Source organism: Candidatus Electronema sp. JC (genome assembly GCF_048287365.2).
Taxonomy (GTDB): Bacteria; Desulfobacterota; Desulfobulbia; order Desulfobulbales; family Desulfobulbaceae; genus Electronema.
Map to the genome: position 1 here is coordinate 1 of NZ_JBLWEM020000028.1, position 14313 is coordinate 14313.

Sequence of the window (14313 nt, forward strand, 5' to 3'; positions counted from 1 at the left end):
CTTTTGGCGCATAAACTGTCAGTTGAATAAAATCAACGAGTTGCAAAACCAACTGCGTAACTCCTATTTCTATTTTACGAAACTCCACGATCTATCTTTTAACTTGACTAAGTATTGTCGTGGCGATTTCATCCACACCAACACTATCAGTATTGACAGAAATCAAGTTTCTAATATTAACTTGATTCCAAAATGGATTGTTTTTAAACCATCCTTTTAACGGCTCTATCTCATGGAATGTTTTTTTTAGTTTTCTACTATCATTAACAACCCTGCTTGCAAGACTATCTTTGCTGGCTATTAAATAAATAAAATAAGTGACATAGCCGCCTTTTCTTAAAAAGTAATCAATTGAATAAAGATAGTTATTATTGTCTGGGCCAGAATAGCAAAATGTAGATATCAGACCATCGATATTTGACATCAATAGTTCAGTATAAAATTGAAAACGAAGCGAATCCCTGTATCGCCTATAATCTGGTGTATTGAAATCATAAAGTAAGGAAGCAATATCTACAGTTTTTGAGTTATCAAAAATTTTAAATCCATTTATATTAGAAATACTTAAAGATACTGTCAATTTTCCTGATGACGGTGGCCCAAGGATCAGTAGATGCTCTTTCATTCCGAGATATCTTCTGTTGAATCTTGGTTGTCTGGTAAAGAAGAATTACACTTATCGGACAAGTTGGATGTACATAGCACAACAAAAGAACATAAAGTCTCTCGTTTTTCTCTAGCTCGATTAAATCTTGATCTCTTAGAGAGATTTTTCATCACAAAATAAAAAACTACCACTAGGATAACTTGATACATTACAAGAACATCGTAAGAGAAGAAAATATAATTGTCAATCAACCTGTGAGCTACAATAGTGGCATAAATATAACACAGAAAAATTGTTGGTAATAAATAAAGACGAATTTGCCTTAATGCATTTTGCCTTTGACTGTTTGCAAATAAAACCAAACTATTATACTGAACAAATGATCTCATTAGAAAGTAATACTGTGAATTCCATGTATTTTCGTTAATACCATGCTCGCTAAATTTTGATAAAAATATCTTTTTCGCTGTATCTTCTAAAGCGTCACTATTCATCTGATTGATGATTTGTCTGACATTATTTGGATCTTCATTATATTTTTCAAAAAAATAAGCAGAACCAGATTGGATAATACCAAACGTATACCCAATTAAAACAAAAAATAAAAGATTAGCTGGTGAGTTTAATAAGGCAGCGATACTTTTAACTTCAATTATCCCAAATTCAACCGAGATGAGAATAAGCATAGAAGTAGAAACAGAACCAGGAAGTAAATATGCTACAAAGTCTGAGTAAGATATTCTATCTAGTATTTTTTCCATGTGTTTGGAATTCGTAATGTTTTATAGCGATATCAATTATTTGATAAACTGTTAAATCTTGATCAATATTTATTCCAGTAAGAAACAGGTATCTTGACGAATGCGCTAAAGCTGATGTGATATTATTTCTTGCTAATGCCTTACGAGCTTTCATCATTAAATGATGAGTTTCAGTTTTTATATATTGACGATAGTCTCTTTTTATAGTTGGCTCATCTATATCAGAAGAATTAATTTTAGCAATAGGTGCGCCAATTAAATATATTTCCAAATACTCATTTGTAACAATTCCTAAATCAATATAGCGAGTTGAATTATCACCATCGTAACAACAAAAGAATCGCCCGAACTGAGCATGTGTTATCAATGATTTTATCGATAGATTGTCTCTTTCCGTTCCGTGTTTCTCAAGTTGACTACACACATCTTTTGCATCTTCTGGAGTGAATTTCATTAATAAATCAAGGTCACTATCTTCTCTGCTTTCTTTATATCCATTTCTACTTCCGGCTAAGTATATATCAATAGGCTCCTTATCTATTATTGACAGAATGTACTCAATTTGTCTATTAAACAGACCATTCGTCAGAGACATTAAATAATTAATGCGCTTACAGAAATGTTCGGAATAGATATTATGCATAAATATTTTTTTACCTTGTCATAATAAAATTAACTTACAGCAATAGCAGGATATTCTGAATATTTTTTCATTTTTTCGAGAATTTCATTTTTAAATGATTTCGTCAATAAATATCGAAGAAAATCTTTTAACAAACAACTCTGCTGAAAAAATCTTCTTGCTACAGGTATAACAATTATCTACAAGAACACGATAATTTAACCCAGAAAAAAACAACTCTAATTTATTTAGAATATTACACTCATTAAAAATATCGTGTTGATACTGCTTATAAACTGGTAAGTTTGAATCTAACTCTACAGGCAAGGTAAGTCCAGTATTGTATTCTTCTATATATCTTGCTATTCCAGCTACATCTGTTGTAATTTGAGGAACACCGTTTGCCATTGCTTCAAGCAAGGCATAATTAAACGAATCGTGAATACTAGTATTAATATTGAAATCAGAGTTACAGACTATCTCCATAGGGTTGTCAAGTAATCCTGTATATACAATTTTAACGTTTCCAACAAGTTCCTCGCGTGGCGAGGTCGGGCCAATAACAAATAACTCTACATCACGGTGTATTGTTTGCGCTATAAGGATTGCCAACTTGATTGTCTGATCTATTCGTTTAACCGGTCGCATATTGCAATGACAAGACAAAACTAACGACCTATCATTTTTGATAAAATTTCTATCATAACTTTTTTTGTTGACATCAATCACAGGCGGTATTACCCGTATCTTTTTTCGTAAACTTGGAAATTTTTTTGAAATTTCATCTGAAAAACGCTCAGAGTAAGTAGCCCAATAATCAATTTCATCTGAAAGCATACGTAATCTAAAAATGTTGTTCAACTGTGGGCCGATCTCCCAGATGTCACTGCCAACCGGGAAAGACAATAACTTGATATTATATCCTCGTAAATTCAAGATATTCTTTGCAGTTATTGCTGCATTTAGATATGGAAAGAGATGGCTAGCCCATATAAGTATCTTCTCTTTTGTTCCAATCTTGAAAGCGATGTTTATTATTTTTTCAATCAACAATTCAGATAGTATTGACTCAAGTGACCCAATACTAGATATAGACATTCCATTGCCTAATATTTCGATTGGAAATTTTTTAGATAAACGTACAGCAGCAGGTGGATATTGATCAGTTATGTAGGTAACTGATTTAACCTTGCCCACTAATTCAGAAAGAAATTTACATTTTATTGTAGCAGCGCCGGCAAAAGTTCCTTTGCCACAGCCTATGATATGAATATTTCCCATATAAAACTCTTTGAATAACCGTTTGATTTTGCTTGACTGTTTCTGTCGCTATAGGCACCATTGTCCGAGCCGTACCCGTCCGAGGTCAAGGATAGAATGATGGTGGTCATATCCAACGCTGCGCTCTGTGATTATTACCCTCTTGTTACTATTCTCGGCAACACTATCAACCGTCCCTTATACTTCTCCTGATATTTCATATCATACGCAACCAGCTTCCGTGGATCGTGATCACACTGCGCAGATATTGCGTGACGTGTCTGACGAATACGGTCAACTGTCGGATCGGTTTTCATCGTCCCTATCCTTCTGCATAAGCTGAAAAGGTGTGGAGCAAACAGGAATCATATCTCTGCTGCCGCCCTCTGTCAACCAAAAACAGCCCGGACTGCTCCTGCAATCCGGGCTGTTTTTTTTCTCTGAAGCCGCTCAGTTACGCCGCCACAGCCTCCTTGACCTTCTCCCCAAAGGCATGAATCTGGGCCATGATGCCGTTCATGGTGAAGCGGCCCATGTCAATCGCCATGGTCGGGCAGCGGGCCGCGCACACGCCGCAGCCCTTGCAGGAGGCGGTGATGGTGCGGGCCTTGCGCTTGCCGTTGTCATCCTTATAGATGTCAATGGCCTTGTACGGGCAGAAGCTCTCGCAGGCCCCGCAGCCGATGCACTGCTCCGCATCAATCTGGGAGACAATCGGGGCCGGAGTCACCGAACCCTTGGCCAACGGATGACAGGCTCGGCCCGCCGCCGCCTGCGCCTGAGCCACGGTCTCATCCATCGAGCGCGGTGAGTGCGCCAGACCGCAGACATACGTGCCATCCACGGGCAGGTCAACCGGCTGGAGCTTGACATGCGCCTCAAGGAAGAACTTCTCTGCCGTGACCGGCACTTTCAGCATCTTGGCCAGCGCGGTCGGGTCTTCCGGGACAATACCGGTGGACAGAGCCAGCAGGTCGGCATCCGCCTCCAGCTCCTCGCCGAGCAACGGGTCAAAGTAACGCACCGTGACCGCATCACCATTCACGCTGACTTCCGGCTTGCGCTCCAGGCTGTAGCGGGTGAAGATCACCCCAAGCTGCCGCGCCTTGCGGTAGTCATCCTCCATGAAGCCGTAAGCCCGCATGTCGCGGTAAAGCACCACAATCTGCATCTCCGGCTGCAATGCCTTGAGGCGCAGGGCATTCTTCAGTGCCTGACCGCAGCAGACCCGGCTGCAATAAGTCAGGTCTTCATCCCGCGAGCCGACGCACTGAATCATCACCGCCCGCCTGGCCGCCTTGAGGCCGTCCTGCTCCGCAACCAGCCGCTGCTCCAGCTCAAGCTGGGTGACGATCTTCGATGATTGGCCGTAGCAGTACTGAGTCGGCTGATAGGGATTGCCGCCAGTGGCGAGCACGGTCACGCCGTGGTGAATCAGCTCGCTCGCGCCCTTGCTCTCGACCGTGGTGGTGAAGCTGCCGACATAGCCGGAGCAGGCTGTCACCTGCGCCTCAGTATGCACGGTGATGCGGGCATGGCCGTTTACCCGGTCAATCACCGCCTGCACCGCCTGCCGGGGATCATTGCCGCGCCGGTCAGCCGTGAGCAGCAATGCCTTGCCGCCGAGCTGGGTTCCCCGCTCAATCAGGGCCACATCAAAGCCCTGATCAGCAATGGCCAGCGCAGCCGTCATGCCCGCCAGTCCGCCGCCGACCACCAGTGCCGAGGGCGTGACCGGAAGCTCTGTTTCTTGCAGCGCGGTCAGGTGACAGGCTTTGGCCACAGCCATGCGCACGGCATCCTTAGCCTTTTGCGTGGCCCGCTCCGGCTCGTGCATGTGGACCCAGGAGCACTGGTCGCGGATGTTGGCCATTTCAAAGAGCGAACGGTTCAGGCCCGCCTCGCGCAGAGTGGCCTGAAAAAGCGGCTCATGGGTGCGCGGCGTGCAGGCCGCCACCACTAAGCGATTGAGCTTATGCTCTTGGATGGTCTCGGTCAGCACCCGCTGCGCGTCCTGCGAGCAGGAATACATGTTGGCCGAGGCATAAGCCACATTGGGCAGGGTCTTGGCGTACTCGGCCACCGCAGGCACATTGACCACGCCGCCGATGTTGATGCCGCAGTGGCAGACAAACACGCCGACTCGCGGCTCTTCCTGACTGATGTCGCGCTCGTCCGGGAAGACCGCCTTGACCGTCTCACTGCCTCTGGCCGCAGCAAGCTGGCCTGCGCAGAGAGCTGCGGCCCCGCCGCCCTGCGTGACGGAATCAGGAATGTCTTTCGGCCCTTGGAAGGCTCCGATCACATAGACACCCGGCCTGCTGGTGGCCAGCGGGGTGTATGTGTCCGTCTCAGCAAAAAGATACTCGTTCAGGTCAATGCCAGCAGCCTGAGCCAGCTTGTCCGCCTCGTCCGGGGCCTCAAGCCCCTGCGAAAGCACGACCAAATCAAACTTTTCGCAATGATGCTGGCCGTCTTCAGTTGACCACGTCAGCAGCAGGCCGCCGCCGAAAACATCCTCGACCTTGGGCGGACGGGCGTAGATGACCCGGAACTTGCCTTCCTCCACCGCCCGCTTGCGGGCTGCGTCAAAGCCCTTGCCGTGGGTGCGCACGTCCATGTAAAACAGGGTGATCTCGCAGTTCGGGTCGTGCTCACGGGCCAGCGTGGCCTGCTTGATCGCGTACATGCAGCAGACCGAGGAGCAGTAGTTGTTGCCGCAGGTCTCGTCGCGGGAGCCGATGCACTGGAGAAAGGCAATCTTCTTGGGATGCTTGTGGTCGGAAATGCGGAGAATTTCGCCGCCGGTCGGGCCGGAGGCGCACATCAGCCGCTCATGCTCAAAGGCCGTGACCACGTCTTGGAATTTGCCCAGACCGTACTTGGCCATGACCTCGTCGCTGACCCGGCCAAAGCCCGGCGCAAGAATCACTGCCCCGACTGGAATCTCTAACGTTTTCTCTGTGTCGTCAAAGCGGATCGCCTTAGCTTGACAGGCCACAGCGCAGAGGCCGCAGGTGTCAAAGTTCAGCTTGAGGCAGGCTTTGGCATCAATGTAATAGGAGGTCGGCACGGCCTGCGAATAATCAATATGCGCAGCGTGATTGACCTCCATGTTCTCGTTGAAATCGTTGCCGATCTGCTTGAGACAGTAGAGCGTGCATTGACCGCAGCCGGTGCAGACCTCCTCGTCAATGTAGCGCGGCTGCTTTTTGATCGTGGCCGTGAAATTGCCCGGCTCGCCTTTCAGCTCAACCAGCTCGGACAGGGTGAGAATCTCAATATTGGGATCGCGGCCCGCCTCGACCAGCTTGGGCGCGAGGATGCAAAGCGAGCAGTCATTAGTGGGAAAGGTCTTGTCCAAGCGGGCCATGACCCCGCCAATGGCCCCGGACTTCTCAATCAGATAGACCTTGTAGCCGAGTTCGGTCAGGTCAAGGGCGGTCTGGACACCGGCCACGCCGCCGCCGATCACCATCACTGCGCCGCTGATCTGCGCGGCGTTTTCTGCAATTGCGGTCATGAATAGCTCCTTCCTGCGTCCGCTGGCCAGAACGCGGCGGCAGAGCCGCGCTGTCTGGCAGCGGCGTGAAAAATGAATAAGCGCAGACGGCTCTCTGTCCGTCTGACGCTTCACGCAAGAAGGATGAAGGGAATCAGAAGGGGAGGACAGCCGTCAGCAGTTTGCCCCGGCCCGAACTGGGCAGGGTGCCGGTACGGCATGTTCAGATATGGCGAATGGTCAGCATTCAGTTGTTCCTTGCAGAGATGCGTTGATAAGAACTGACGGCAACCATAGCTCAATATCGACGGAATTGCAACAGGAAAAGGAGAACAGGAGGCAGTCTGGACAGGAAATGCGGCAGAAGCGAGGCCGCTGGCGCAAACTGGTCTGGCAGGCAGCAAAAAAATGATATTTCCCTTGAAATATTGAATTGCCAGTCTTGGATGCGGCAAGTCGCAACTGGCTGGGCTTTTCTTGCGGAAAAAACCGCGAAAATGCCGTTTTGTCTGTAAAAAAAACTGTATTGCCCGCAAGGGGAGGAGGCAGAGGGCTGCGGCTCAGGCAAAGGCCATCGCCTTTGTTTCGCTCAGTTATTTTGCAAAATCCGCCTTTTTTTGAAAATTGGCATGGCCTTTGCATATACCAAGATGTTCTTCATCTCTTCTTTTTTGGATCGGCTCTTCTTTCATCGGGAGAGCCGATTTTTTTATGCCGCAGCAAAGGGCTGCGTCCGCATTCAGACGCAGCCCTTTCTCATCTGCCTTACTCCGCCGCCGCTTCCGCCTGATGGGCGGCGATGATCTTCTGCGCGATATGCTGCGGCACCTCTTCGTAATGCGAGAACTTGACCGTGAAGCTGCCGCGCCCGCCGGTCATTGAGGTCAGGTCAGGGCCATAGAGCTGAATTTCCGCCTGCGGGGCCTGCGCCCGGATGACCTCGCGCCTGCTGTTGCTGTCCATGCCCAGAACCCGGCCGCGCCGCGAGTTGAGGTCGCCCATCACGTCGCCGACATGCTCCTTGTCCACTTGGATTTCCAACTCCATGATCGGCTCCAGCAGCACCGGGTGCGCGTTCATGACCGCCGTCTTGAAGGCCAGCGAGCCGGCGATCTTGAAGGCCATTTCCGAGGAGTCCACGTTGTGATAGGAGCCGTCTAAGAGGCTGACTTTGAGGCCCTCAAAGGGATAGCCCGCGAGCACGCCTTTGTCCATCGCCTCGACGATGCCCTTTTCCACTGCCGGGCGGTACTGCTGGGGAATCACGCCGCCGACGATTTTATCAACAAACTCAAAATGCTCGCCCTTAGGCAGCGGCTCGATTTCGATGGTGCAGTCGCCGAACTGGCCGCGCCCGCCGGACTGCTTCTTGTGCTTGCCCTGGGCTGTGGCCTTGCCTTTGAGGGTCTCGCGGTAGGGAATTTTTGGCAGCGACAGCTCCATCTCCACGCCAAACTTGCGCTTCATCCGCTCCTTGATCACCTCCAAATGCACCAAGCCAATGCCGGAAACCAGCACCTCGTGGGTCTGGGTTTCGCGGGTCATGCGCAGGGTCAAGTCCTCGTCGAGCATTTTGGTCAGCGAGGAGAAGAGCTTTTCCTCGTCCTTATCCACCTTGGCGCGGACAGCGTAGGAAATGGCGGGCGGCAGCGGCTCCAGCGGCTCATAAACCACCGGCGCGGCCTCGTCGCAAAGGGTGTTGCCGGTGCTGGTGCATTTCAGCTTGGCGGCAGCGACAATCATGCCCGGCACGACGCTGTCCACCGGCTTTTGCTCTTTGCCTTGGATCAGGAAAAGATGACCGAAACGCTCGCTCTCGCCCTTGCTGGCATTATAGAATGTGTCACCTCTCAGGGTGCCGGAGAGCACGCGGAAGACAGTCAGCCGCCCGGTGAAAGGGTCTGCCGTGGTCTTGAAGACTTGGGCGGAGAAAGGCGCGTCCGCCGCGCCGGTGCGCTGCACCAGCTCCTTAGTCTTGGGATTGGTGCCGACCAAGGGCGGACGTTGCTCCGGCGCGGGCAGCAGGCTGACGATGGCATCCAGCACGACTGAGCTGCCCGCGTTGTTGAGCGGCGAGCAAGGCATGGTTGGGGCAATCTTACCCTGCCGCACCGCAGCAGCGAAGCCTGTGAGCAAGGCCTCATCAGACAGCTCGCCTTCCTCTAAGAAATGCTCCAGCAGGTCGTCATCGGTCTCAGCCACATACTCCATCAGGGTGGCGCGGCGGTCAGCAGCCTCAGCAGCCAGCTCGGCAGGAATCTCGGCAATGTCCGCCGTGCCGTCGGGCCGGAAGATGAGTGCGCGGCGGTTGAGCACATCAACTACGCCTTTGAAGTCCTTTTCCGCACCGATAGGCAGATGCAGCACTGCCGGATTGAGCTTGGCAAAGGTCTGGCGGATCTCGTCAAAGGTCTCAAGGAAGTTGGCCCGCTCGCGGTCCATCTTGGTGATGCAGATCAGACAGGGCAGCCTGCGCTCCAGCACGAAATCGACAAAGCGTTCGGTCTGACTGCGCACGCCCAACACCCCACCCACAGTGAGCAGTGCGCTGTCTGCCATCCGGGCCGCAAACTTGGTCTCGTTGACAAAGTTGTCGTCACCGGGCGTGTCGGCTAGGAAAACGCCGCAGTTCTGCCAGGTCAGATGACCAAAGGCCGCGCTGATGGAGATTTTCCGGCGGACTTCCTCTTCCTCGAAGTCAAGAGCGGAGCTGCCCTCATCCACTTTGCCCAGCCGTCCGACCGCCCCGGCAGTGAAAAGCAGAGCCTCGGCCAAGGTGGTTTTGCCGCTGTGGCCGTGTCCAAGGATGACTGTGTTTCTGATCTGCTGAACGTCGTGCATAAATGCCTCCGCTGCCCGGTGCTGGGATTGATCTTGTCGGCAGAAGGCGCGGAAAAGGGCTTCCCCTTTTGCTCCGGGAATGACAACAGCTCTCTGCCGGGACATGATGAGCTGTATTCTGCTCCTTAATCCTTTTCAAGTCAAGCTGCAACCAAACGCGGCCCTGCTCTTCCCGGCAGCGGCGGGGAAAAGGCTCCTTATCCGGCGCAGGGAGCAGCAGCTTGCCAGTTTCACTTCCCCACCAGCACGAACGGTGCCCAATCCTGCACCGGCTTTTTGTCGCGGATGAATTGCAGACGGGTTTGATGCAGGGCCTCTGCCGGGCTGATGTTCTGCTCCGAACTCAGCCACTTGTCGTAGAAGGTTTCCATGAAGTCCCGCGATGAGGCATCGCCGACCGGCGTGAGGGTCATCAGCACATTTTTGGCCCCGGCGGTGCGGAAGGCGCGGACCAAGCCGTACACCCCTTCCGAGTAATCCATCACGCCTTTGCCGGTGTCGCAGGCGGAGAGCGAGACCAGCTCTGTGCCGTGCAGGTTGAGGCCGAGCACTTCGAGGCTGTAGAGCAGGCCGTCGTCGCCGTGCGAATCCACCACGCGGCCTTGCAGCCAGTTGTTGGCTCCGGCAAGGGCCAAGCCGGAAAGCAGCAGCGGAGCCTCGTCCCGGAGTTGTTCGGTCAGTCCGCCTTCCTTTTTGTCGTCGCCAAGGTAAAAGCCGTGCGTGGAGAGATGGAGGATGCGGGGCGGCTGTTTGAGGTGTTTCAGGCTGTATTCGCTGGCATCGTTGCCGATGAGGACGGTCGGCTTTTCGCCGGTCTTTTTGGCGAACAATTCGCCGATATTCAGCGCCTCTTTTCTGCTTTCCGGCAGATACTCGATGCCTTCCGCCAGCTCGCGGACGGCGCGTTGCTGATACGCAACAAGCGTCTGAGCTGGCTCCGTCTTGCCTGCGGGCATTGAATCGCGCACGTATTTCGCCCCGCCGATTGCCACTAATCCTTTGCCTCTTGGAAAGTCTTTGCCGTTCTCAATCAGGTCGCGGCCAGTTTGCAATTGATTGATCTGCTGCCGTTCGGTGAGGAAGCGGCCATCAGGAAGACGGAGGGAGGCGAAGGAGAGGAGGTTCAGCGGGCCGTCCGGGGCGATGTAGAGTTGCTTCAGGCTGCGGATTTGCTCATCAAAGGGAGCTATGAGTCGCTTGTACGCTTCGGCGGTTTCATCTTTGAGATACTTTTCAATCTCCGCGAGCGGGCCAAAATCACGGAAGAGAAAACGCTGTTTGGCTTTTGGGTCGGCGAGCAGCAGCAGGGCAGCAAGGTGCAGTTTTCCTATTTTCCTATTTTTGAAATCTACAGGTACAAACAGCCGGTATTCAATCAGACCGCTATGTTGCGGCAAGGCGGACAGCACCTTGTCAAGCGTCACATCTCTCACCTCAAGGCCAGTCCGCAAATGCCGCGCCAAAGCCAGCAAAGCCGTTTCGGCCTGATTTGCTTTCTCTATCAGTTCGGCGATGTTCTTTTTTTCTGCTGGCAGGCGCAGTGATTGGCTGACCTTTGCCTGCGATGCGCTGATCTGTGCGTTGATCTTTTTTGATTTTGCATCATCATTGAGCGTAAGCATCCTATACTGAACGCTGCTTTCATCGGCATAAAGCTGTTTCCAGCGGAGTATGACTTCAGCGGCGAACTGCTGATACTCTTTTCCTGGCTGATAGTTAGCTAATGAAATAACCGCATCTTGAAAATCTCTTATTGATTGTAGATACAGCCGCCTCGTCTTATCACTGGAACTCGTATAGAGTTCTTGAAAAGATCGGGACAGCAGACGATTTTCCTGCTCTCGCAGCAGGCTCAGGGCAAGTGTAGGACGGTTTGTTATGATCAACAGAACGATATAATTTATCTGCGTTATGAGAGCATTTGGATGTTTCTTTCCTATCACTTTTTCACTAAGCTTGATGCCACGCTTCAAGAGTAGCTCCGCCTTGCCGTAGCTGCCTTGGGCATTATACAAAAATGCCAAATTATTTATGACATACAGCATACCTGGATGTTCCTTTCCAAGTACCTTTTCCCTGAGCTTAATAGCCTGCTTTAAAAGCATTTCTGCCTCGCTGTAGCGGCCTTGGTAATTATACAACAAGGCTAAGTTGTCGATAGAAATGAGCGTATCCGGGTGCTCTTTGCCAAGCACTTTTTCCCTGAGCTGAAGAGCCTGCTTGTACAGCTGCTCTGCTTCGCTGTAGCGATCTTGAGATTGATACCAAAAGGCTAAGTTATTGATAGAAGTGAGCGTATCTGGGTGCTCCTTGCCCAGTACCTTCTCCCTGAGCTGAAGTGCCTGCTTGTACAGCGGCTCTGCTTCGCTGTGACGGCCTTGAGATTGATATAATCCAGCTAAACCATCTATTGAATCTAACGTATCTGGGTGCTCCTTTCCCAGTACCTTCTCCCTGAGCTGAAGTGCCTGCTTGTACAGCGGCTCTGCTTCGCTGTAACGGCCTTGAGATTGATATAATACAGCTAAACTATCTATTGAATCTAACGTATCTGGGTGCTCCTTTCCCAGCACCTTTCTTCTGAGCTGAAGTGCCTGTTTGTACAGCGGCTCTGCTTCGCTGTGACGGCCTTGAGATTGATATAATACAGCTAAACTATCTATTGAATCTAACGTATCTGGGTGCTCCTTTCCCAGCACCTTTCTTCTGAGCTGAAGAGTTTGCTTATACAGCGGCTCCGCCTCGCTGTAACGGCCTTGAGATTGATATAATCCAGCTAAACTGTAAACTGAAGTCAGCAAGCTCGGATGTTCTTTTCCGAATATATTTTCCTTGAACTGAATAACTTGATTTAAAAGTGGTTCTGCTTCGCTGTAACGGCCTTGATATTGATATAATACAGCCACGTTATTAATAGAAATTAATGTATTCGGATGGTTATCGCCAAACACATTTTTACTTAACTGAAGAACCTCTTTAAAAAGCGGTTCAGCTTCGATATATCTACCTTGAGATTGATACAAATAGGCTAAATTACCGATTGAAATTAATGTATCATAGTGTTTGTCTCCAAGTTCAGCTCTTCGTAACCGAAGAACTTCTTTTAAAAAAGGCTCAGCTTTATTGTAGCTTCCTTGGGATGTATACAAGACAGCTAAATTGTTAATTGAAGATAGCGTATACGGATGCGTCGGGCCGAAGTGTTCAAGTGCATACGAACAAGCATGTTCAGCAATGTTAATTCCATTTTGATAATTTCCATTTTGATATTCCGTAGTAGCGCTCTCGTTGAGAGATACCAATTGTTGTCCAGCATCCTCCACGCAATAACCACGCCGCACACCCCAGCCCATCAGCAGCGCAACAGCCAGCGCAATCCTTGCGACATGCTTCATTTCCTCTTCCTCCTATGTAGTCAGTTTTCATTCGCAGCCCGCTTCAGCCGCCTCATCTCCAAGCGAAAACGCCTCGCGTCACGCTTTCCATGCCTCATGTCACGCTTCAAACGCCACGTTTCACGCTTGACTTGCCTCGTTGTCAGCGTGCAACGCCTCTCGTCACGCTTTCCGCGCCTCATGTCACGCCGCAAACGCCACGTTTCACGTTTGACTTGCCCCATTTACAACGTTCAACGCCTCGTGTCACGCTTGATATGCCTCATGTCACACTGCAAACGTCGCGTTTCACGCATGATTTGCCTCTGAGGAAGCGTGAAACGAGGCATTTCATGCGTTCCCTGCTTCATTGTCAGCTTTCCACGCCTCAGAGCAAGCGTGAAATGCCGCTCGTCTTCTTCGCTCCGCCAAAGAAAACCATTTTAATTCAGACACTCAGTCGCTGCCTGATACAGTCGCATCCGCGCCTCTGCCTTTCAGAGCACCTTTCAGCGATTGGACAGTTGGCGGCAGCTGAGATGCCTGCTCCAGATGCTCATGCCGGATCAGCTCAAAGAAATCCGCCACAAGACGGGAAAGAGACTTCCCTGTTCGTGCGGAATACTCTTTTGCCGACTCAATCAAGTGCTTTTCCATGTTCAAGGTCACTCTCGCATTCACAGCATTCCTCCTGTTGCTCTTCTTATTTACCGGCACTCATCCGTCGTCTGATACAAAGGCAGCAGCCGCACCGCCGCCACCTCGCTGTTCGGCACAATCTCCGTGGGAATCTGCTCGCTCACGCCGTCCGCCCGAAACAAATAGAGCTGCTCCTTGCCGCGCAGCAGCAGCCGGTGACAACCCTTGGCCCATGCTTCGCCCCGCTTGTCCTTCTCATCCTTCAGCCAAACCTTCACCCGTGAATACGAAAGAAAATCGCCGCGCTGCTCCCGCGCAAAGTCGGCCTTGCCTGTTCCTGCGCCAAGCTGGTAAAAGACGATGAAGAGGAGGAGCAGGCCGATTGGCCCGCCTGTCTGCGCAACGGCCCGCAGCCAAGAGCGCAGCTCCGGCCGCTGCTGCCAGCACCGCTGCAAGAGCAGCGGCAGGCCGAAGGCAGCGAGCAGGCAGAGCGTCGTCAAGCACCAGCGGGCCTTGCAGACCCAGAAGCCGTAGAGGAGAAAATATTCGCGCTCAATCTCCAAACCGATCAGGCCGAGATGAAAGCACTGAAAATAGTGATAGGCATACGACCAGCCCGCTATGTAGAGCAAGCCTGTGGCAACGCCGGTGATCACACCGGTCTCAATCAGGCCGGCCCAAGGAAAAGAAGTATCGTTGCTGGACAT

At 50.8% G+C, this 14313-nt stretch carries 9 protein-coding genes; all 9 read right to left on the reverse strand.

Going from position 1 to position 14313, the window contains the following annotated elements; all coding sequences use genetic code 11:
• Window positions 1–91: 91 nt before the first annotated feature.
• The 9 genes from ACNKH3_RS04280 to ACNKH3_RS04320 all read right to left on the reverse strand — a co-directional run bounded on the left by ACNKH3_RS04280 (window position 92) and on the right by ACNKH3_RS04320 (window position 14313).
• Window positions 92–625 (reverse strand): hypothetical protein, encoded by a 534-nt coding sequence (locus ACNKH3_RS04280; RefSeq protein ID WP_420208370.1) that lies wholly within the window; start codon window positions 623–625, stop codon window positions 92–94.
• Window positions 622–1368, reverse strand: a complete 747-nt coding sequence (locus ACNKH3_RS04285) for a hypothetical protein (RefSeq protein ID WP_420208371.1) — start codon at window positions 1366–1368, stop codon at window positions 622–624. The genes ACNKH3_RS04280 and ACNKH3_RS04285 overlap by 4 nt, the downstream gene beginning before the upstream one ends.
• Entirely contained in the window at window positions 1349–1963 is a 615-nt protein-coding gene (locus tag ACNKH3_RS04290; protein WP_420208372.1) for a hypothetical protein, read from the reverse strand. Before ACNKH3_RS04290 ends, ACNKH3_RS04285 begins: the two co-directional genes overlap by 20 nt.
• A 138-nt stretch (window positions 1964–2101) precedes the next feature.
• Window positions 2102–3271, reverse strand: coding sequence for a glycosyltransferase family 4 protein (locus tag ACNKH3_RS04295; RefSeq protein ID WP_420208373.1), 1170 nt, complete (start codon window positions 3269–3271; stop codon window positions 2102–2104).
• Between the two features lie 433 nt (window positions 3272–3704).
• On the reverse strand, window positions 3705–6773 hold the full coding sequence (locus tag ACNKH3_RS04300; RefSeq protein ID WP_420208374.1) for an FAD-dependent oxidoreductase: 3069 nt from the start codon (window positions 6771–6773) through the stop codon (window positions 3705–3707).
• A gap of 744 nt (window positions 6774–7517) precedes the next feature.
• Window positions 7518–9593: an elongation factor G gene (gene fusA, locus ACNKH3_RS04305; RefSeq protein ID WP_417916510.1), complete on the reverse strand. Its 2076-nt coding sequence runs from the start codon at window positions 9591–9593 to the stop codon at window positions 7518–7520.
• Between the two features lie 230 nt (window positions 9594–9823).
• Window positions 9824–12988 (reverse strand): tetratricopeptide repeat protein, encoded by a 3165-nt coding sequence (locus ACNKH3_RS04310; RefSeq protein ID WP_417916394.1) that lies wholly within the window; start codon window positions 12986–12988, stop codon window positions 9824–9826.
• Window positions 12989–13423: 435 nt separating this feature from the next.
• The gene (locus ACNKH3_RS04315) at window positions 13424–13648 is read right to left on the reverse strand and encodes a DUF6364 family protein (protein WP_417916395.1); all 225 of its coding nucleotides are present in this window, start codon (window positions 13646–13648) and stop codon (window positions 13424–13426) included.
• A gap of 26 nt (window positions 13649–13674) precedes the next feature.
• Complete coding sequence (locus tag ACNKH3_RS04320; protein WP_417916393.1) at window positions 13675–14313, reverse strand: hypothetical protein; 639 nt, start codon at window positions 14311–14313, stop codon at window positions 13675–13677.

What these genes read in the sequence shown, in the direction of transcription:
- ACNKH3_RS04290 (WP_420208372.1), bottom strand. Translation starts at nt 1,963, where the DNA reads ATGTCTCTGACGAATGGTCTGTTTAATAGACAAATTGAGTACATTCTG.
- ACNKH3_RS04295 (WP_420208373.1), bottom strand. Translation starts at nt 3,271, where the DNA reads ATGGGAAATATTCATATCATAGGCTGTGGCAAAGGAACTTTTGCCGGC.
- ACNKH3_RS04300 (WP_420208374.1), bottom strand. Translation starts at nt 6,773, where the DNA reads ATGACCGCAATTGCAGAAAACGCCGCGCAGATCAGCGGCGCAGTGATG.
- fusA (WP_417916510.1), bottom strand. Translation starts at nt 9,593, where the DNA reads ATGCACGACGTTCAGCAGATCAGAAACACAGTCATCCTTGGACACGGC.
- ACNKH3_RS04285 (WP_420208371.1), bottom strand. Translation starts at nt 1,368, where the DNA reads ATGGAAAAAATACTAGATAGAATATCTTACTCAGACTTTGTAGCATAT.
- ACNKH3_RS04320 (WP_417916393.1), bottom strand. Translation starts at nt 14,313, where the DNA reads ATGTCCAGCAACGATACTTCTTTTCCTTGGGCCGGCCTGATTGAGACC.
- ACNKH3_RS04280 (WP_420208370.1), bottom strand. Translation starts at nt 625, where the DNA reads ATGAAAGAGCATCTACTGATCCTTGGGCCACCGTCATCAGGAAAATTG.
- ACNKH3_RS04310 (WP_417916394.1), bottom strand. Translation starts at nt 12,988, where the DNA reads ATGAAGCATGTCGCAAGGATTGCGCTGGCTGTTGCGCTGCTGATGGGC.